This is a genomic window from Exiguobacterium sp. s7 (assembly GCF_018618195.1).
GTDB classification, from domain to species: domain Bacteria; phylum Bacillota; class Bacilli; order Exiguobacteriales; family Exiguobacteriaceae; genus Exiguobacterium; species Exiguobacterium mexicanum_A.
In genome coordinates this window covers 123629-144740 of record NZ_JACSLO010000004.1, presented here as the reverse complement: position 1 = coordinate 144740, position 21112 = coordinate 123629, and the positions used below count along the sequence as shown (strand labels likewise).

Here is a 21112-nt window from a genome sequence, read left to right as displayed (position 1 = left end):
ACCATTTTTTCAGTTCACACTTCCCGCTTTTAACAGTTGCGTCCATCCCTCGTCTTCGAAGACGTACACACTGTTATCCGACGTCGCCAGCAACAATCGTTCTGCTTCCATCACGAGTTCAATCGGGACGTTGTCAGCGTTCATAGTCGGCAAGTCGATGGACGTCTCCGTCTCGTCGGTCAAATCCGAGACCACAAGATCGAACGAGGTACCTGTTTTAGCGATATACGCCAGTTGTCCTTTTGCCGCGGCCATCGTGACGATGTTTCCTTGATCATCGAACGGCTCGAACGTATCTCCCCCGTCATCTGAAACGAGGATGCCATCTGGGCCATAGACGAAGACGCGTTTCGGTTCGCTCGCATCGGCCGTGATACCGGCGATGCCACGACCTTCGATCCCGTCCATCTTCATCGGCTCAAACGAGACACCACCGTCGAGCGAACGATAAAATCCTGGCGCGAGCTCTTTTGTCGCTTGTTCTAAATAGACGTAAATACTTTCTGTTTCATAGCCTACGCTCATATAGTGAAAATCGGCCTCGCCCTCTAGCGAACGAATCTCGAGCGTCTCGCCTTTCTCGGTTCCACGGACGACGCCGAGCGGATTCTTATACGGCGAATCCTGCGCCGGGTGACCGCTCGCGTAAAAGCCGTCGGCGACGAGCTCGAAGCCCATATAGTCATGCCGGTTCGACGACAACTCGTACCAGCCGTCTTCCCTGAATTCCATCAGTCCCGTATGCGTCGCGATGACCGGGCGTCCGTCTTGCCAAAAACCGGCACCGTGAATATGGGAAACTTCGGTGCCTGCTGCTGTCGCTTCCCAGCGGTCTGTCGTCTGTTCGGTTGTCGATTTCTCTTTCTCAACAACCGGTGCAGTGGTCTGATCCTCTGTCGGATCCGCACCGCACGAGGCAAGTAATACGGTCGTCACGAACATCGGTACGAATAGCTTTCGTTTCATTCTATTCCCTCCATTTTTAGCATCCTACTCATTATAGAGACTAAAGATGAAAGAATTGTTAAAGTTTGAGCGTCCGCGCATTGAGCGCGACGATGACCGTACTGAGGCTCATGAGCACCGCACCGACGGCCGGGGACAAGATGATGCCGAGCGGTGCCAACACGCCCGCTGCGAGCGGGATGGCGACGATGTTGTAGCCGGCGGCCCACCAGAGATTCTGAATCATCTTGTTGTACGTGTTGCGAGACAAGTCGAGAATCGATAGCACGTCTTTCGGGTTGCTCCGGACAAGGACGATATCGGCCGTCTCGACGGCGACGTCGGTCCCGCTCCCGATGGCGATCCCGACATCCGCTTGGGCCAAGGCCGGTGCGTCGTTAATGCCGTCCCCGACCATCGCCACTTTGCTGCCATCGGCTTGGACGGTTTGGACTTGCCGTGATTTATCATCCGGTAGCACTTCTGCGTACACTTCATTGATGTGAAGTTGCGAGGCGACCCAGTTCGCCACTTTCCGGTTATCCCCGGTGAGCATAATCGAGCGGACACCGCGCTCTCTCAACGCTCGGACCGTCTCTTTCGCCTCATCGCGAACCATGTCCGCCAAGGCGATCATGCCGACCAATTCCCCGTCGCGAATCGTGAAGACGACGGTCTTCCCGGCGGCCGATAACTGATCAAATGCCGTTTCATCGATCGATAGCTCGTGCTCGCGAATAAAACGAGGACTGACGACTTGAACGTGTGCCCCATTCACGCGACCTTCTAGACCGACGCCGGTGATGGAGGCGAAATCGACGACCTCAGGTAACGTCAAACCTCGCTCTTCCGCTTCGCGAAGAATCCCTCGTGCGAGCGGGTGTTGCGAGGCCGTCTCGACGGCGGCAGCCAGACGCAACACTTCATCGTTCGTATACGAGGATGCGGCTTCAATGTCCGTCACCCCAAAATCACCTTGCGTCAGTGTGCCCGTCTTATCAAAGATGATCGCATCGAGATGACGTGCCTCCTCGAACTGGGTCCGGTTCCGAATCAACAACCCTCGTTTCGCCGATAGCGACGTCGAGACCGCCACGACGAGCGGGGACGCAAGGCCGAGCGCATGCGGACATGATATGACCATGACGGTGACCATCCGCTCGACGGCCATACTGACCGAGTAGCCGAGAGCGAGCCAAACGACGAACGTTAGCACACCCGCCCCGACGGCGACATAGAACAAAAGCTTGGCGGCCCGATTGGCCAGATTTTGCGTTTTTGATTTGGACTCCTGTGCTTCTTTGACCAAATCGATGACTTTCGACAAGTATGTGCTCTCTCCCGTGCTCGTCGTTGAAATCGTCATACTTCCTTCTTGGTTGATCGACCCGGCGATGACGACATCTCCCGTTTCTTTCTCAACGGGCATCGACTCCCCGGTCAACATCGACTCATCGACCGTCGTCCGCCCTTTCAGCAGTTCCCCGTCGACAGGGATCTGCTCGCCCGGTTTGACGAGAATCAAATCTCCGGCTGCTAGCGCCGAGACGGGAACGTCTTCGATATCACTCCCGTTGATGCGGTGCGCCACACTCGGTAATAGACGAACGAGCTGTTGCAACGCGTTCGAGGCACCCATGATGGAGCGCATCTCAATCCAATGCCCGAGCAACATGATCACGATCAACGTCGCCAACTCCCAAAAGAAGTCATGTCCATGCCCATACCCGAACACGATAGCGACACTATAGAAGTACGCGACGCTGATGGCCAGTCCAATCAGCATCATCATCCCCGGGTTTCGTTGACGCAATTCGTCGATGCTCCCTTTCAAAAACGGCCACCCTCCATAGACGTACACGATCGTCGCCAACACGAATAGCGTCTGCTTTTCATAAGTAAACGTAAGTTCGAAACCGGCCCACTCTTGAATCATGTCCGACAAGATGAGGATTGGAATCGTCAGTCCTAACGAGACGAAAAATCGACGCTTATACTCTTCAATCATCCCTTCATGTCCGCCGGCGTGCGAGTCATGCGCTTCTCCGTGTTCATGATGAGATGACGCGTGGTGTGAATGTTCCACGTTGACCACCTCCTATGTATACCATATACCCCTATGCAGTATATAAAAACTAAATTTCCCGTTTAACAAAAATTTCATAAGTTGTTGGTATAACTAAATAGGTTCTCGCTTTAACTAGAAAGGATGATGCCTTATGAACCGCGTCATGAAATGGATTATCGGGATGGTTATCGTAAGTATCGTGATTGGACTGCTCCTCCTGTTGTTCACGTTCGCTCCTGGAGGCTGGATGATGGGAAACGGATCATTCATGGGAGATCGGGACAATGGCGGCATGATGCACGGCAATGGTGGGATGGGACGTGGGAACACGATTGACCTCATCACCTCCGACGAACCAGCTCAACCGCTTCCGATTCCGAAACGGCTACAACCTGACCGCGTCACAGACGAGGCGCTTTATTATACGGTCCGCACTGAACGTGGCGAGCATCGCTTCTTCGACGAAGGCGTCAACACCGAGACGCTTGGCTATAACGGGACTTTACTCGGCCCAATGATTGAGTTGCCAGCTGGGAAGACCGTGTATATCGACACGATCAATCAGCTCGCCGAACCGACCTCTTTCCATTGGCACGGTCTCGTCATCCCTGGAGAAGAAGACGGCGGACCGCACCAACTGATTGGCCCCGGTGAGCAAAAACAAGTTCGTCTCGAGATTGACCAAGAACCGGGCACGCTTTGGTTCCATCCGCATCCGATGGGCGCAACGGCCGAACAAGTATACCTTGGTCTGGCCGGACTCTTGTACGTAACGGACCAAGCGGAGAACGGGTTGCCAAACGAGTACGGTGTCGATGACATTCCGCTCATCGTCCAAGACCGTCTCTTCACAGACGACGGACAACTCGATTACGATCGCCAGATGAACGTCGATGGGACGGTCGGCGATACGTTGATTGCGAACGGTGCCATCAATACGACGTTCGACGTGACCACGAACACGTTACGCGTCCGTCTCGTTAACGGCTCTAACGCTCGGAACATCGACTTCTCATTATCGAACGGATCGTCATTCACTCAAATCGCGACCGACGGCGGGTTGCTCGACAAACCCGTACCACTCAAAACGTTGACGCTCACACCTAGCGAACGTGCCGAGATATTAATCGACTTCTCAGACTTGTCGCTCGGAGACGATCTCGCTCTTCAAGCGGATGGGATTCCGTTCACGACGTTCACGGTGCGTGACGAGGTCGATCAAGACGGCGAATGGAGCGATGCCTTTGACGGAACGTCTGCGTCTAACGAATCAAGCGTTGCCGACCGACGCCTCACGTTGTTCGGGATGGGCAACATGGTGTCGATTGACGGCAAACAATTCGATCCCGATCGAATCGACATCAATGTCCAACAAGGTTCGACCGAGATATGGGAAATTTATAATCGAGAAGACATGATGGGCGGGATGACCCACCCGTTCCACGTCCACGGCGTCCAATTCCGGATACTTGAACGGGACGGCCAACCCCCGCCTGACAACGAACGCGGTTGGAAAGATACGGTCGCTGTCGCACCGGGCGAAAAAGTAAAAATTGAAATGACGTTTCGGGAGACAGGGACGTTCATGTATCACTGCCACATCCTGGAACATGAAGAAAACGGGATGATGGGACAGTTGAAAGTAAACTAATCACACGTTAATTGGAGGGAATAGGAATGAAGATAAACAAAAAACTTGGAATGATGACGATGGCACTCTCACTGAGCGGTTTGCTCGTTGCTTGCGGCGAAGATGAAACGACGAACAATGACACGAACATGAATGACCAGATGGAAGAGACGATGGACGGAAACGACCATTCAGGAATGGATATGTCCGGGTCTGGTGACGTCCCCGAAGGCTTGAAGTCAGCGGAGAACCCGACGTTCGCGGTCGGTGACACGGCCATCATCACAGAAGCCCATATGCCAGGTATGGAAGGAGCCGAAGCGACGATTGTCGGTGCTTACGACACGGTCGTATACAGCATCTCGTATGATCCGACGCATGGGGGTGAACGTATCGAAGACCATAAATGGATTATCCATGAAGAAGTCAAAAACGCCACGACCGAACCATATGAGGTCGGCGATGAGATCGATGTCGAGGCTGAACATATGGAAGGAATGGGCGGCACGACGGCAACCGTCGATTCGGCTGAAAAGACGACCGTCTATATGGTCGACTTCACGTTAGAATCAGGTGAAGAAGTGACCAATCATAAATGGGTCACCGAGGAAGAACTGTCGGCACCATAATCGAAATATTCATCTGAACGTGATCACGCCTTCTCCGTAAGGGCAGACACGCTAAACCGGGGCGCATGCCTCGGTTTTTCTTATGTATAGAGGAAGCACTTCAAGGAAAGGACTGACAAAAGCGGCTGATTCTCATCGGTCTTTTTTATTTAGGCCAAACTAATTAAAATTACCCTGTTTTTCAAAAGCTAAACTATGAGAAATCGGAGTTTTTTTGAATATTAGGCATATATTCTTTTACCAACAAAACGTTGTATGTCTCAATTACGTTGGTACAACTCGACTTTTCCCACTACACTGTCGTTTTCATAACGATTATACTTTTTTGAAATATAAATGACATATTAGAATCTATTTTTTGATGGTAAAATTTTTTTGTAAGGTAATTATCATTGTTCTGTCGCATTGTTACATAATTGAAAGGATTTACCATACTATGAAAAAACAACTGATGACGATTACATTAGGCGCCCTTCTTGTTTCCGGCTTGACACTTCCCGCTTCGACACCGGTAGAGGCAGCTACATCGTATAAAGTCAAAGTCACGACGAATGTCCTGAACGTGCGGAGCGGCCCATCGACGTCTTACCAAAAAGTCGGCAGTGCCAAACTCGGCCAAACGTTCACCTATCTCGGCGCGACCGGTTCATGGACGAAAATCAATTATAACGGCAGTACAAAATACGTCTCGAGTACATATGTAAAAAAATATAGCAGCACATCACTCCAAACGGCGACAGCGGGCAAGCTCCTCATGCCGACAAAAGGTACGTTGACGCAAGGGTACGGCCCGGCGAGCGGAAAATATGGCTACACGTTCCATAACGGCATCGATTTGGCGGCCGCCAAAGGCACGACGGTTCAGTCGGCAGCATACGGCCAAGTCATCGTCGCCCGGAACTACGGCGCCTACGGCAACCACGTCATGGTTTCACACACGATCAACGGTCAAGCCTATACGACCGTCTACGCCCACTTGGACCGCTTGAACGTCGTCAAAGGACAGAAGGTCGCCAAGGGTGGGAAAATCGGTACGGTCGGCAACACCGGCAACTCGTTCGGGAACCATCTCCACTTCGAGGTCCATAAAAACAAATACGTCTATAGCAGCTCAACGGCTGCCAATAGCGTCAACCCATACACGTTCTTCTAAGCCTGACGCCTTCCTCGTATCCTCGAGGGAGGCGTTTTTTCCTAGAATCGAGACCGAATCGTCCAAGTGTCCCGATCATGACCGGTTTTTAGCTAGGCCCATGGGTGGTATAGGGAATTAAGCCGGAATATCGTATAATGAATGGGAATGCTACGCACTTACTTACTTTCATAATATAACCTTTGATGGAAAGGAGGTTCTCTCATGAATCGAAAGTCATTTTATCCGGCACGGCGAAATCATGGACGGTCCGCGAGCAGTCGATCCGTCGTGACGAAGCGCGCCCGCTCCCCTCACGCCTTCCCGATCGCCTCGCTCGTCGAAGAGGTGCAGGATGCCGTCTGCTATATCGACTTCACACGGAACCATCTGTATTCGAATGAACAGCTCCGTGCCATCTGTCCGTCGATGGAGACCCGTCGCTTTCCAAGCATGGACGATATGACCCGTTTCTTTTATGAGACGCTCGAGCGGAACGGGGCCGATATGACCGACGTGACGCTGTTTTGGGATGAGCTGTTGACGAACCGGTTCGGCTGTTGCCCGAGCATGGATGCGAAGTCGCTCCGCATCGGCGAGCGGACGATGCAAGTCATTTCGAACTTCACGCACACCCCGCGTGGCGTCTTCATCATGTGGCGCGACATCACCGACTCGATCCGATTCGAGGAACAGAAGGATGCCTTCCTCGCCGAGCTGTCCCACGAGTTCCGCTCCCCGCTCACAGCCATCAACGGCTACGCCGAACTGCTCATGTACCAGCATAGCGACAACGACAAGACGCACGGGATGTTGACGCTCGTCAAACGGGAAGCCGAGCGGCTCGAGCGCCTCGTGGACAACTTCCTCGACTATCAGCGGGTGAACTATTCCGAAGAACTGTTATCGATGTCGACGTTCGCCTTGCGACCGGTGCTAGAGGACGTCGTCGCCCATTACAAGGCGACTTCTCTCCAGCACGACGTCATCTTGTCAGCCGACGACGTGACGATCGAGGCCGACGAGGAAAAACTGTTGCAGTTGCTTCACAACTTGATTGGCAACGCTATTAAGTACTCTCCGGACGGCGGCACGGTCTATGTCGAGATGACGACCGAGGGCGACACGTACGTCCTGTCGGTACGGGACACGGGGATCGGCATCCCGAGCGACGCCATCCCGTACGTGTTCGACGAATACTACCGAGTCGACTCGGACGCCCACCGTCCGATCAAAGGGACTGGGCTCGGCCTCCGCATCTGCAAACGGATCGCCGAGGCACACGGTTGGGGCATTCACGCCGACTCGGTGTACGGAGAAGGGACAACGTTCTCCATCTATCTGTATTCCCACAGCACAACGAGTACGACGCTACTCACGGAACAAGAGACAACCGACTAAAAAGGGTTTGGCCGAGGCCAAACCCTTTTGTCATGCTGCTTGATCGCTTGATATGTCGCACTCGAGCCCTTGTTCGCGCATCGCTTTCGCGTGGCGGAAGAACAAGCCGAACAGTGTGACCGTGCCGATTGTGGCCAAAATATACGGGAGCACCCCGTCCATCTTGAAGCCGATCGGAGCCGTCAAAATGTAGAACCAGACGACATACAACATGAACGTCCCGGGCAACAAGGCGATCCAGTAGTTCCGTCCTTTGATATACAAGTACGTCGCACCGACGAACAAAGCGATGACCGCCGTCGTCTGGTTGGCCCAGTTGAAGTATTGCCACAACAGACGGAAGTCGACTTTCGTCAAGATGAACGACAGGACGAAGAGCGGGAGCGCGATCCACAACCGTGACGTGAACTTCTTCTGGACGATGTTCAAGTAGTCGGCGATGATCATGCGGGCACTCCGGAACGCCGTGTCGCCCGACGTGATCGGCAAGACGATGACGCCGAGGATGGCGAGCGTGCCGCCGATGCTACCGAGCATGAGCGTCGCCACTTCTTGGACGACGAGCGCCGGCGTACCGGCATTGATCATGGCGAGCAGTTCACCCGGTTCGAAGATGGCCATGGCGGCAGCCGCCCAGATCATGGCGATGACCGCTTCGACGATCATCATGCCGTAAAAAATACTGCGACCGTTGCTCTCTTTCATCGTCGTCCGCGAGATGATCGGTGACTGCGTAGCATGGAAGCCTGACAGTGCCCCGCACGAGATCGTGAAGAAGATGAGCGGCCAGAGCGGCAAGCCGTCCGGATGCATGTTCGTCAACGTCATCTCCGGGATTTGATAGCCTTGCGTGAATAGACTGACGGCGATGCCGACGGCGCTCAACAACAGAAGCGCCCCGAAGAACGGGTAGATGCGGCCGATGATTTTATCGACCGGGAGCAGTGTCGCCAAGATGTAGTAGGCAAAGATGCCGAACGTGACGATGGCGAGCGTCGAGCCGGTGCCGTCGAACAAGTTGTTGATCATATTGGCCGGTGACGTGACGAACACGGTCCCAACTAAGAGCAGCAAGAGCAACGCGAAGCCGTTGACGACGTGGCGGAGCGACCGGCCGAGGAACTTCTCGGCGAGCTGCGGCAAGTGCGCCCCGTTGTTGCGAAGCGAGATCATCCCGGTCAAATAGTCATGCACCGCGCCGGCGAAAATCGAACCGAGCACGATCCAAAGGAACGCGACCGGGCCATACAAAGCGCCCATGATCGGACCGAAGATCGGACCGACACCGGCGATGTTCAACAGCTGAATCATCGAGTTTCGCTTCGTCCCCATCGGCACGTAGTCGACGCCGTCCTGTGACGCATAGGCGGGCGTCGTCCGCTCTTCTTTGATACCGAACGTCTTCTCGACGTAACGGCCGTAGATGATATAACCGAGCAATAACAGTCCTAACGCTAAGAAAAATGTAACCATGGGATGGTCCTCCTATATATAAGTGATTTACGATTTCTTCATGTGAAATATATCACATGATTAATATAGCAGGGTCCTCGGCTGTTGAATAGATGATTTTGCTCACAATTTCACATGAAAATATAACTGTTCATCTTTTAGACAAACGTTGGCGTTGAGCCGTTTTTATGAAAACGCTTGCTTTTAGAATGAAATGATTCGAAACCGGGAACAGTCGAACAGAGAGAAGCAGAAAGGATGATTTTTGTGAAACGTCAACGTGGATTTTTAGCACTCCCGGTCGCCGTCGCCTTTGTCCTCATCTTCGGTCTGTTGTTCGATAACTGGTGGCTCGGACTCGGGGTCGGCATCGCGATGTTCTTCGCGTTCCAAGGGACGAAGAAGAAGGCTTGAAACTTTTTGAGGCGGCGCCCGTAGTTATTGGACAAAGGAGGCATTCTCCATGTCCAACAAACAGACGACCGGCAGCTACGCTTTTCCGCTCGCACTCGCAATCGGTATCTCGTTAGCCATCGCCCTCGACAACTACTTGATCGGGCTCGCGATTGGCGTCGGGATATATTTTGCTTTTAGTGATTCGCCGAAGAAAACATAACAAAGCCCGCTTCATTGAGCGGGCTTTGTCATGTATACCCGCGCCTCGTGCGGCAACAGTTGATTAGTGTCATTGATGAGGTTATGCAACACGAGGTCGTATCCCTCTGTCGTAATCGGAAGTGCATGGGAATCATCCGAATGATTCAGGACGATAACGAACCGTTCGTCCCCTAATGTACGTTCATACAGATGCAACGACTCGTCTTGCGGGAGCAAGTCTGTAAAGTCGCCATACACGAGTGCCTCATGCGATTTTCGCAGTTGAATCAGCTGTTGATAGTAACGGAAGACGGAATCTTCTCGCGCTAAGTCCGCCTCGACGTTCAGTTCGACATAGTTCGGGTTAACCGTCATCCATGGGGTGCCGTCTGTGAAACCGGATTCGGACTGGGCGTTCCACTGCATCGGTGTCCGGGAGTTATCACGGCTGAGCAGTTGCAGGCTCGCCAACACCTCTTTTGCCTCTCTTCCTTTACTTACTTCTTCCACATAACGATTCTTCATGGCGATATCTTGGTAATCGTCAATCGATTCGAACGTGACGCCGGTCATCCCGATCTCTTCCCCTTGATAAATGTACGGCATGCCCGGGAGTGTATGCGTGAGCGTGGCAAGTAGCTTGGCCGAGGCGACACGATGCTCCCCGTCATTCCCGTAACGCGTTACTTGCCGCGTGTGATCGTGGTTGTTCAAGAACTGCGAGTTCCAGCCCCGCCCTTTCAACCCTTCATACCAATCGCGTTGAATCGCTTTGAACCGCAACATATCCCATGTCGGCATTTCGTCGGCGATTTGGAAATGGAACAGTGTATCGAGTTCATGGCGAGCCTCGTCGACATAGAGTGCTCCTTCTGCTGGCGTCACGAATGGAATTTCACCAACTGTCATGCAGTCATAGTGCCGCAACACTTCCTCATGCATCTCTTGAAGGTACTCGTGGATGCCCGGATTATTCGCCAAGTAACTCAAGTCATATGGATTAGCGACATCCGACAAATCTTTCCGTTTCGCGAGCAAGTTGATGACGTCCATCCGGAACCCATCGATGCCTTGATCGAGCCAAAAGCGCATCATCTTATAAATCTCGTGTCGCAACTCCGCGTTTTCCCAGTTCAAATCCGGTTGTTCGACGGCGAATGAATGGTAATAATATTGCCCGCTCTCCGCATGATACTCCCAGCACGACGGCGCAAAGTACGAGCGCCAGTTGTTTGGTGCTTTTCCGTCTACAGGGTCATGCCAGATGTAATAGTCTCGTTTTGGTGAGTCGACCGATGCTTTCGCCTCTAAAAACCATGCATGCTGATCAGATGTATGATTGACGACGAGGTCTAGAATGACCTTGAGCCCGATGGCGTGTGCTTCCTGAAGCAAAAGCTCGAAGTCCTTCATCGTGCCCGCCTTGTTCATGACTTGGTAGTAGTCGGCGATATCATAGCCGTTGTCTTTATCCGGTGAGACATAGAATGGGTTCAGCCACACGACGTCTGCCCCGAGTTCTTTGATGTACGGCAACTTTCGGCGCACCCCTTCTAAATCACCGTATCCATCCCCGTTCGTGTCGAGGAAACTACGCCAGTACACTTGATACACGACGGCCTCTTTCCACCATGTTCGCTTCATTCGATCTCCTCCTCATCAAAAATGCCTCGAGCATCACCACTCGAGGCTTTGTTTTTTTAAATCCGTGTCAAGACGTTGTCGAGCGTGAGACCGGTCGTGTCTGTGAAAACGAGATCGGCCTCGGTCAACACGGCCGGATCTCCGATGCCGACGGCAAACATCCCAGCCGCATGGATCGCTTCAACCCCCGCGACCGCATCTTCCACACCGACACAGTCCTTCGGCTCGACAGCTAGCGCTTCGGCTGCTTTCAAGAACACTTCTGGATGTGGTTTCGAGTCCACGACGGTTGCCGCATCGACGATATGATCAAACGCATGGAGCAAACCGAGTTGGCGTGTCACCATGTGAGCGTTCTTTGACGCCGACGCCATCCCAATCTTATAGCCTGCCTCTTTTAGTTCGCTTAAAAACGCCTCGACTCCTGGCAGAATATCATCGCTCGTAATCTTCGAGATGAGCGAGACATAATGTTCATTCTTTTTCGTAGCGAGTCGCTCCTTCTCTTCGGGTGAAAAATCGTTCTCTCGGCCTCCATGGCGAAGGATCCGTTCGAGCGATTCGGTCCGGCTGACGCCTTTGAGCGTCTCATTGAACTCACGGTCAAATGGGATGCCGAGGTCTTCGCCGAGTGCCTTCCAAGCCAAATAATGATATTCGGCACTATCGGTGATCACACCGTCTAAATCAAAAATAAAAGCTTTCATTGTAACTCTCCTTATTTGTCCCCACCGATTCGCAACCCTTGCATGAAGTACTTATTCAGTAGGATATACAAAATGATGATTGGAATGATACTGACGACTGAAGCCGCCATGATGTAGTTCCACTGTGTCGCGTTTTGACTTTGGAACGACTGTAGTCCGAGCGTAAGCGTGTATTTCTCGGGCGACGTGATGTAGAGGAGCGGTTTTAAGAACTCGTTCCAGAAGCCAAGGAATACGAAGACGGCTTGCGTCGCGACCGAGGCTTTCGCCATCGGGAAAACGATGCGCCAAAACGTCTGAAACCGGTTAAGGCCATCGACTTGTGCCGCTTCTTCGACTTCGCGCGGGAAGTTGATGAAGAACTGTCGCATCAAGAAGATGTACGCGAAGTTGATTGCCCCGGGAATAATCAAGGCAGAATACGTATCGAGAATCCCGAGCGAGCGCATAATCAAATAGTTCGGGATGAGCAAAATCTGTCCCGGTACCATCATGACTGCGAGAATCAAGAGGAATAAGTAGTTCCGTCCCGGGAACCGAAGCCGCGCGAGTGAATAACCCGCCATCGTGTTGAAGATGACGTTCACGATTGTCCCGACCGTCGCAATTAAAAACGAGTTTAGGATCCATCGCGGGAACAGTGGATCTTTCGTAAAGATATGTTCAAAATTGGCGAGTGTCGGGTTTTCCGGCCAAAGCGTCAGTCCCCCGGCCACAATCTCACTATACGGTTTGAACGATGCGAGCACTGCCCATAGGAATGGATACAGTGTGACGAGCGCGTAGGAAATGAGAATGACGTACATCACGATACGCGGCCATTTTTTCTTTTTCATATCCATTCCTCCTTAATAGTTGGATTCTTCCTTGTTCAACTTACGGGCAAGCATCGACACTGTGAAGATGATGACCGTCAAGATGATTGCGAGCGCTGACGCATAGCCCATCGTCCCAATCGTCTTGAACGCATATTGATAGATGATGAGCGAGAAGGTGAGCGTCGCATTGTTCGGTCCCCCGGTCCCTCCGGAGATGATATATGCCTGGTCGAACAACTGGAAGCAACCGATAATCCCCATCAATAAGACGTAGTTTGTGACCGGCGTCAAGTTCGGCACCGTGATCTTCATCAATTTCTGCCATGCGTTCGCCCCGTCAAGTGACGCCGCTTCATAGAGTGACGATGGAATATCTTGCAGTCCCGCCAAATAAATGGTCATGAAGAATGGGACCGTCGACCAGATGTTCATGACCATGATGGTCGTGAGCGCAAAGTCGGTCTCGTTGATGAAGTTGACGGGTGCCTCGAGAAACCCAAGGCTGACGAGGACGTTGTTGATTGGACCGTTCAAACTGAATAAGAACATAAAAATCATCGTGAGCGCCGAACTCGATGTGAGTGTCGGCAAAAAGTAAATCGTCCGGAACGTGTTTTGGAACCGAATCCCTGAATTAAGGACGGCAGCCATCAACAGGGCAATCGTCGTTTGAATCGGGACGACGAACAACGCATATCGGAACGTGTTCTTTAACGCTGTCCAGACCCGGTCATCGTTCCACGCGTTGACGTAGTTATCAAAGCCGACCCATTGGAAATCGATGCCGCCAAATAAATTGACGCGCGTAAACGACAAGAACAGCGAGTACGCAATCGGAAGTAACGTGAATGTCACTAAGATGATCAGCGTCGGCAACATGAACGTGATGCCCTGCATCGATTCACGACGGTTGCGCTCACTACCTTTTTTCTTTTTAGGCGGTGGTGCTTGCGATGCCGCATCCGTACGCCGATTGATTTCGAGCTGTGTGCCCATATGATCCTCCCTCTCCGAACACAACGAGGCTCGCGCGGTTACGCGAGCCCAATTGTTTCTTTATTGCAATTGCGTCTCGATGTCTTTATTCGCTGTCTCTTCTGCTTTTTTCATCGCTTCTTCAAGCGTCATGTCGCCTTTTAGAGCTGCCGGCAACAAGTTGTTGTATTCACGGGCAACGATTGAGAGGGAGTCCCCTTTTTGCCAAGGAGTCGCATACGCTCCAGCTGCAACGAACGGTGCTTTCAACTCATCGTCTTGAAGGTTAAGCTCTTCTGCAATTGATTTGAGTGACGGAAGGACGCCTGCCCCTTCAGACCAGATTTTCATACCATCTTTCGATGTTGCGTAATCAATGAACTCCCAACCCGCGGCTTTCTCTTCCGAATCGCTATTGAGTGAGTACGATACAGTGAACATCATTGAACCGCTATCGCCACCGATTGTCGGGACTTCTTTCGTTCCCATTTCGACATCCGGGAAGTTTTGCTGGATATGTGAAATCGCCCAGTTCCCTTCAATCATGATGGCAGCTTTTTCAGCCCCGAACGAGTCACCGGCCCAACCTTGACCAAGGTCAGCTGGACGTTGAACAAGTTTATCTTGGTAGGCATCCACAAGTGGCTGCAAGGCAGCAATTTGATCTTGTTGCGACAAGACCGCTTTCCCATCTCCATCGACGATATCTGTGCCACCTGACTGAAGTACGAACATATGACGCGCTAACTCAGATGATGTGATGGCTGGCGTCACACCAGATGGGAGCTCCCCCTGTAACTCTTTCAAGAACCCAGGAAGTTCTTCCATCTCCGTCGGAATATCGTCCGCTGTGAATCCGGCATCCTCAATCATCTTCTTGTTATAATAGAGACCGAGCGTTGAATAGTCTTTCGGTAGCCCGAACAACTGATCTTCTGATTTAAAAGCATTGATGGCCGGCTCATAAAAGTCGCCCAAATCTTTTTCAGTTTGGTCTACATATTGATCGAGTGGCTCGAGCACGCCTTGCTTCGAAAGTTCAGGGGCAAGAAAAGCATCGACATAAAAGACATCTGGTGCCGTTCCTCCGACAAGGTCAGTTTGAAGTTGTGTTTGATAATCGTTATAAACTTTCTTCTTCACTTTGATGCCTGTCTCGTCCGTGAAAGCCGCTAGCAATTCATCGAACGCTTTGACTTCAGCGTCTGTCCCTTTCCACGTCCCGACCGTGATTTCTTTCCCTTCAAGCTCAGACGGGTCTGAAGCAACTTGCGCCTCCTCTTCTCCGCCGCACGCGGCAGTGAACACAAGACCTGATAGCATGAAAACAGATAATGGCTTTGATACTTTTTTATTCATGTGTAATTTCCTCCTTATGGATGATCAAACTCGAATTAAAGTAACCGCTTTCAACTCACAACCTGATTTTATACCCGAAACGTTTCGGAAATCAAGTGTTATTTTTAAACAGGCTTAAAACCCTTATTTTTAGAGGTTTACAGACATTACACTCTCCGTCTAGACTATAGATATCAAATCATAAATCGAACATTACCCATAACGTTTTCATAGAGAAGGAGTTTACCACCATGGCCACTTTGAAAGATGTCTCCAAAGCGTCAGGTTTTTCCGTCACGACCGTGTCCCGGGCGTTGAACGGGTATGACGATGTGAACAAAGAGACGCGGGACAAAATTATGAGCGTCGCGAAAGAGCTCGGTTACAGCCCAAACATCCTGGCCCGTAGCTTAGTTAAGAAACAATCGAAGACGATCGGTTTTCTCGTCACCGACTTAAAACGAGAGAGTGTGAAAGATAATTTTCTGTTCGAGACGCTCTGTGGCGTATCGGACGAGCTGTCCATGCTCGATTACGAGTTCGTCCTCCTCTCGACGACGACTTCTAAACAAAAAAATAAGACATACGGCCAGATGTGCGCCGAACGCCAGCTTGACGGTGTCGTCATCCAAGGGTTGAAACGCGATGATCCGTACTTGCTTGAAGCCATCGAGAGCACAGTTCCTTGCGTATTAGTCGACATTCCCGTCGAAGGTGTGAACACCGGATACGTGACTTCAAACCAACTCGAAAGCGCCAAGCAGGCCGTCCGCTATTTGATTCGACTCGGACACCGTCACATCGCCTTCATGAACGGTGCGGCCCACGCGTATGTCTCGACGGTCCGATATGACGCATATCGTCAAGTGCTTCAAGAGAACGGGATCGAGTTTCGTGACGATTACGTATTGAACGGTGATTTCGAAGAACTCGCCTCAAAAAGCGCGGCCTTGCCGTTTTTGCTGAACCATCCCGAGGTGACCGCGTTCTTCTGCGCTTCCGACGTGATGGCGCTCGGTGTCCTTCAGGCCACACGCGAACTCGGCTTGAATGTGCCGGAAGACCTGTCGATTATCGGGTTCGATAACATCTTATTGTCTCAATATGTGTCCCCGCCCCTCACCACTGTGGGCCAACAGCCGTATGAGATGGGCCGTAAGGCAGCTTCGATGGTCGTCCATATCGTCGAGGGACAAGACGTGCCGCACGAGGCGTTCGTCAATAACGAGCTGATTCTAAGAGAATCGGTCGCGAAAAATCGGCGATGATCATTCATCGCCGATTTTTCGTATCGTCATAAACGCAAAGATGCCGACGGTCGCCCAATATAGAACAGCTAGCATCGGCACGGTGACCGGCAATAAAGCAATGACCGTTCGCACTAACAGAGGTGCTGTGATGCCATAAGCCGTAATCGTCCACGCCTCTTTATAGCGAATCGGCACGAAGCGACGGAATCCGAGTCCTGCGAGCGCGAGGAAGGAAATGACGACGAGATGAATCAATACGTCTACCACGATCGCCCCATAAATGTAGAGCGGATAGAACCATTCCAAATCGTCGAGAATCCGTGCGACATCTCGTTCCGTTAATTCCGTCTCGCCTAAAAATTCGAGTAAGCTACTGTATTCCTTCAACTCAGTCGAGACACCGCTACGTTTGAATACCCAGCCCGAATCATCCAACAAGAGCGTCTGCAACGCATCCGTTTCACGTTCCTCTCCTACCATCACTGCCAAATCCAGCACTTCCATGTTGAATAGGAATGGCTCTTCGTATTGAATTCCGTCCTCTGTGACTGTAAACGCCGGCAAATTCGTTGGCGTTTCGTTTGATTGGTTCACCCACTTTAAACCAAATACGAACGCATTCGCCAACATCACCGCGATGATCACATAGAAGATTGACTTCCAGATTGATTGTTTTCTCCACGCTTGTACCTTTTCGAATTGAAACCCCAGACTAGCAATCACCTGCTCCATGTCAAACCTCTTTTCTAAAACGTTTCTGACCCCATTTAATCACGTTTTCGAAGCTAGGGAAAGAAATTAAAGGAAAATTGGTATTGAATATCCGAAACGTTTCGGATAGAATGGGGTCGAATCAAGAAAGCGCTTTATTATACAGGAGGTTACAAGGTGACGAATACACTGATGAACTATACGACTGGTACTGGAGAGTTAGAACATTGGCTCGTCTCAGAGGACGGGTTCCGCACAAAATGGCTCGGTAAAGGAGAAGCCGTCTTTTCACTTGGAAACGGCTATATGGGACTTCGTTCGGTTACGGAGGAACACTATGCCAACGAGCAACGAAATTTATTCGTCGCTGGAACATTCAATAAATTTGCTCATAACGAAGTGACGGAACTTCCGAACGCGGCGGATGTGTTGTGGATGGAGTTTACATTGAACGGGATTCGGTTTGACCTCACCCAAGGTACAATTCTCACGTATCGGCGTACACTCAACTTGAAACAGGCTGAACTGGTACGTGAAGTGACGTGGCAAAGTCCTGACGGTGACGTCTATGACCTCGTCTTCCGTCGTTTCGTGTCGATGGCCAACTTGCATGTCATTGCCCAACGCGTCACTGTCACACCAAAGCAAGAGAGCGTGTTGACGATGACATCCGGCATTAATGGACAAATGACCAACAGTGGCGTCCAACACTTTTTAGAAGGCGACAAACGTCTCTATGACGGCCGTTTCATGCAACAGCTCCAAACGACGACAGAATCCGGCATCGACTTTGCTTTCCATAGCGTCCACCGATTCAGTCAACATGAATTATTCGAACCGAAATCCATCATCAAGATGGACCGTCGCCAAATTTTCTTCGACTATTCAAACATCGTCATCCCGGCGAACGAGACGCTGACAATCGAGAAATACTCGACTGTTTTCACTTCTCGTGATCAAGAATTGCCAGTGGACACAACAGCAGAACTTGCAAACTATGCGTTGAGCGTGACGCGCGAAGTCGAAGCACGTGGCTATGACCGTTTGTTTATCGATCACGTCAATGCTTGGGACAATCTCGTCTGGTCGCACGCACCGATCACCATCGAATCAGAAGAAATGTTCGATCAGTTGGCCGTTCGGTTCGCCCAATATCATTTGGCAGTCATGACACCGAAACATGACAATCGGATGAACGTCGCGGCGAAAGGCTTATCAGGTGAAGGTTATAAAGGGCATACATTCTGGGACACAGAAATCTTTATCTTGCCTTACTACACGTACACAAACCCAAAAATCGCACGTAGTTTGCTCGAATATCGTTATCTCTCGTTGCCAGGAGCGCACCGAAAAGCGAAAGAGAACGGATATGAAGGCGCGATGTTCCCTTGGGAATCGGCATGGCTCGACGACGGTGAAGTGACACCGGTCTGGGGTGCAGCCGACATCGTGACCGGGGAAGCCACAAAAATATGGTCTGGCTTTATCGAGCAACATATCACGTCCGACATCGCGTTCGCGGCTTGGCAATACTATCATGTCACGGGTGACCAAGACTTCATGGACAGTTACGGCTATGAATTGCTCATCGATACGGCCAAGTTCTGGGCGAGCCGACTTGAGTGGGATGAAGCAGAGGGTCGTTATGAAATCAATCAAGTCGTCGGTCCCGATGAATATAAGGAACATGTCGACAACAACGCGTTCACGAACTATACGGCGCACTGGAACATCCAAACAGCGATTGAATACGTGGAACTGCTCCGCAATGAGAAACCAGAACTATACGAGCGGTTGAACGAAAAACTAGATCTTAGGACAGCCGACGAACGGTTCCGCCACGTCCTCGATTTGATTTACTTGCCACAAGTCCGTGAAGACGGTGTCTTGCCACAAGATGATACGTATTTGCAGAAAGAAATCATCGATTTGACGAAATACAAAAATCAAGAAAACGTCGGCTCGATGTTCTACGACTACAACCTTGAGCAAGTGAACGAGATTCAAGTATCGAAACAAGCAGACGTCATGATTTTGATGTACCTGCTCGAAGACTTGTTCCCAGCAGACGTCAAACGTGCCAACTGGGAGTACTATGAGCCGAAGACACTACATGACTCGTCGCTCTCTCTCTCAACACATAGCGTCCTCGCCTCTGATCTCGGCGATCAAGAACTCGCCTACGACTTGTTCCGTCGCGCATCTGAAATCGATCTCGGGCCGAACATGAAGACATCCGACGCAGGCATCCACGCAGCGTCGCTCGGTGGGATTTGGCAAGCGGTCGTCAACGGTTTCGGCGGCGTCCGGATGACAGGCGGAAACTTGCGCATCTCGCCAATGCTCCCGAAAGCATGGAACGCCCTCGCGTATTCGATCGATTGGAAAGGTGAGACGCTTGACGTTCACGCGTCACAAGAGCAAGTCACCATCACGCGTCGAACACCATCGACCGAACCGCTCATCATCGAAGTATATGGCGAACAACGAGAAATCACGGATACGTTCACAAGTGAAGTGTTGTCCGTATGAGCTATCGTCCCTGTTACCATTTCGCTCCGCCCTTCGGTTGGATGAACGACCCGAACGGACTCTGTCAGTTCAACGGTGTCTATCATTTGTTTTATCAGTATCATCCGTTCGGTGTGGAGTGGGACGATATGCACTGGGGACACGCCACATCGACCGACCTCCTTCATTGGGAACATAAACCGATTGCACTTCGGCCAGATCATGACTATGACCGCGACGGCGTCTTCTCCGGAAGCGCCTTAGTGAAAGATGGGGTACTTCATCTCTACTACACGGGCAACACATGGCTCGACGAGAAACGGGAGACATTGCGTCAAGTCCAGTGTCTCGCCACTTCCGCCGATGGAGTGACATTCGTGAAGTCCGCACAGAATCCTATCATCTCTGAAATCCCGCAACAGGGAAACGCCCATGTCCGGGACCCAAAGGTATGGGAAGCGGACGGCCGTTTCTACATGGTACTCGGCACGCGTGACGCGACGGACGGGAAAGTCGTCTTGTATGGATCGGACGACGCCATCCATTGGTCCGAGCGTGGCGTCATTGCCGGAGAAACCGGACGCCACGGTTGGATGTGGGAATGCCCGGACGTCTTCTCGCTTGACGGTCAAGACGTATTGCTCCTATCACCCCAAGGAATGGAGCCAGACGGTGACCGGTATCATAACCTACATCAATGTGGGTATTTCGTGGGTACACTCGATCTCGAACTCCCGCATTTTACGCATGGTGCCTTCACTGAACTCGATTATGGTCATGACTTTTACGCGGCTCAAACGTTCCTCGACGAGCGCGGCCGGCGTATTTTAATCGGATGGAATGCGATGTGGGAATGCGAGTGGCCTGAACAAGCCGAGGGATGGACGAACCAGATGACGATTCCACGTGAACTGTCGCTTCGGGATAATTGTTTATACATGACACCGATTGAAGAGATAATTTCGCTTCGACAACAAAGTCATGTGTTGGCTGGTCCGAAGTTTGAAGGAGATGCGTTCGAATTGTCCTTCGAGACGCAAAACGATTTTCAATTCGACTGTTTCGGGAACGCCGCTACTTTCTCGAAAACAGGCGATTGGCTCGAATTGACACGAGGCACAGATGTCCGCCGGCTACAGGCAACAGGCACGACGTTCCGGATTTTCGTCGACGCGTCTTCTATGGAGGTATTCGTGAACGATGGCGAGTTCGTCTTCTCGAGCCGCGTCTATCCAACGTCTTCACGCACCCATCAACTACGTGGTGACTTAGAAGCAATCTTACACCGTTTTTAACCGACAACA

General features: G+C 51.5%; 18 protein-coding genes. 9 read left to right on the top strand and 9 right to left on the bottom strand.

The window, feature by feature from the left end; all coding sequences use genetic code 11:
* Positions 1-9: 9 nt before the first annotated feature.
* Together KNP79_RS07195 and KNP79_RS07190 are read right to left on the bottom strand one after the other, a co-directional pair.
* Complete coding sequence (locus KNP79_RS07195; protein ID WP_215191718.1) at positions 10-966, bottom strand: F510_1955 family glycosylhydrolase; 957 nt, start codon at positions 964-966, stop codon at positions 10-12.
* A 58-nt stretch (positions 967-1024) separates the two neighbouring features.
* Entirely contained in the window at positions 1025-2881 is a 1857-nt protein-coding gene (locus KNP79_RS07190) for a heavy metal translocating P-type ATPase (RefSeq protein WP_371743426.1), read from the bottom strand.
* Between the two features lie 295 nt (positions 2882-3176).
* Here KNP79_RS07190 and KNP79_RS07185 point away from each other — a divergent pair, with 295 nt between their 5' ends.
* From KNP79_RS07185 to KNP79_RS07170, 4 genes are all read left to right on the top strand, one after another.
* Complete coding sequence (locus tag KNP79_RS07185) at positions 3177-4664, top strand: multicopper oxidase family protein (RefSeq protein WP_029594722.1); 1488 nt, start codon at positions 3177-3179, stop codon at positions 4662-4664.
* Positions 4665-4690: 26 nt separating this feature from the next.
* Positions 4691-5272 (top strand): YdhK family protein, encoded by a 582-nt coding sequence (locus KNP79_RS07180; protein WP_029594721.1) that lies wholly within the window; start codon positions 4691-4693, stop codon positions 5270-5272.
* A 451-nt stretch (positions 5273-5723) separates the two neighbouring features.
* Positions 5724-6425 carry a peptidoglycan DD-metalloendopeptidase family protein gene (locus tag KNP79_RS07175; RefSeq protein ID WP_332908946.1) on the top strand — a complete coding sequence of 234 codons (702 nt, stop codon included), beginning with the start codon at positions 5724-5726 and terminating at the stop codon, positions 6423-6425.
* A 204-nt stretch (positions 6426-6629) separates the two neighbouring features.
* Positions 6630-7805 carry a sensor histidine kinase gene (locus KNP79_RS07170; protein ID WP_215191716.1) on the top strand — a complete coding sequence of 392 codons (1176 nt, stop codon included), beginning with the start codon at positions 6630-6632 and terminating at the stop codon, positions 7803-7805.
* Positions 7806-7835: 30 nt separating this feature from the next.
* Here KNP79_RS07170 and KNP79_RS07165 read toward each other — a convergent pair whose 3' ends face one another.
* Complete coding sequence (locus KNP79_RS07165; RefSeq protein WP_215191714.1) at positions 7836-9278, bottom strand: carbon starvation CstA family protein; 1443 nt, start codon at positions 9276-9278, stop codon at positions 7836-7838.
* Between the two features lie 246 nt (positions 9279-9524).
* Here KNP79_RS07165 and KNP79_RS07160 point away from each other — a divergent pair, with 246 nt between their 5' ends.
* Positions 9525-9671 (top strand): hypothetical protein, encoded by a 147-nt coding sequence (locus tag KNP79_RS07160; protein ID WP_200881506.1) that lies wholly within the window; start codon positions 9525-9527, stop codon positions 9669-9671.
* A gap of 49 nt (positions 9672-9720) precedes the next feature.
* A complete protein-coding gene (locus KNP79_RS07155; RefSeq protein ID WP_198662218.1) occupies positions 9721-9873 on the top strand; it encodes a hypothetical protein in 153 nt (50 codons plus the stop codon).
* A gap of 11 nt (positions 9874-9884) precedes the next feature.
* Here KNP79_RS07155 and KNP79_RS07150 read toward each other — a convergent pair whose 3' ends face one another.
* The 5 genes from KNP79_RS07150 to KNP79_RS07130 are packed head-to-tail and all read right to left on the bottom strand — an operon-like array spanning position 9885 to position 15357.
* On the bottom strand, positions 9885-11498 hold the full coding sequence (locus tag KNP79_RS07150; protein WP_034779164.1) for an alpha,alpha-phosphotrehalase: 1614 nt from the start codon (positions 11496-11498) through the stop codon (positions 9885-9887).
* Between the two features lie 56 nt (positions 11499-11554).
* Positions 11555-12205 (bottom strand): beta-phosphoglucomutase, encoded by a 651-nt coding sequence (pgmB, locus tag KNP79_RS07145; RefSeq protein WP_034779166.1) that lies wholly within the window; start codon positions 12203-12205, stop codon positions 11555-11557.
* An 11-nt stretch (positions 12206-12216) separates the two neighbouring features.
* Complete coding sequence (locus KNP79_RS07140; RefSeq protein ID WP_084592872.1) at positions 12217-13041, bottom strand: carbohydrate ABC transporter permease; 825 nt, start codon at positions 13039-13041, stop codon at positions 12217-12219.
* 12 nt (positions 13042-13053) lie between these two features.
* Complete coding sequence (locus tag KNP79_RS07135; protein ID WP_215191712.1) at positions 13054-14019, bottom strand: carbohydrate ABC transporter permease; 966 nt, start codon at positions 14017-14019, stop codon at positions 13054-13056.
* A 60-nt stretch (positions 14020-14079) separates the two neighbouring features.
* Positions 14080-15357, bottom strand: a complete 1278-nt coding sequence (locus KNP79_RS07130; RefSeq protein WP_034779172.1) for an ABC transporter substrate-binding protein — start codon at positions 15355-15357, stop codon at positions 14080-14082.
* 230 nt (positions 15358-15587) lie between these two features.
* Between KNP79_RS07130 and KNP79_RS07125 the strand changes: the two genes are divergently transcribed.
* Entirely contained in the window at positions 15588-16604 is a 1017-nt protein-coding gene (locus KNP79_RS07125; protein WP_034779173.1) for a LacI family DNA-binding transcriptional regulator, read from the top strand.
* On the opposite strand, the gene KNP79_RS07120 is transcribed toward KNP79_RS07125, so the two are convergent.
* Positions 16605-17318, bottom strand: coding sequence for a DUF1189 domain-containing protein (locus KNP79_RS07120; RefSeq protein ID WP_034779176.1), 714 nt, complete (start codon positions 17316-17318; stop codon positions 16605-16607).
* Between the two features lie 171 nt (positions 17319-17489).
* On the opposite strand from KNP79_RS07120, the gene KNP79_RS07115 reads away from it, so the two are divergent.
* Together KNP79_RS07115 and KNP79_RS07110 are read left to right on the top strand one after the other, a co-directional pair.
* Entirely contained in the window at positions 17490-19829 is a 2340-nt protein-coding gene (locus tag KNP79_RS07115) for a glycoside hydrolase family 65 protein (RefSeq protein ID WP_214825280.1), read from the top strand.
* Positions 19826-21103, top strand: coding sequence for a glycoside hydrolase family 32 protein (locus KNP79_RS07110; protein WP_215191710.1), 1278 nt, complete (start codon positions 19826-19828; stop codon positions 21101-21103). The genes KNP79_RS07115 and KNP79_RS07110 overlap by 4 nt, the downstream gene beginning before the upstream one ends.
* Positions 21104-21112 lie beyond the last annotated feature (9 nt).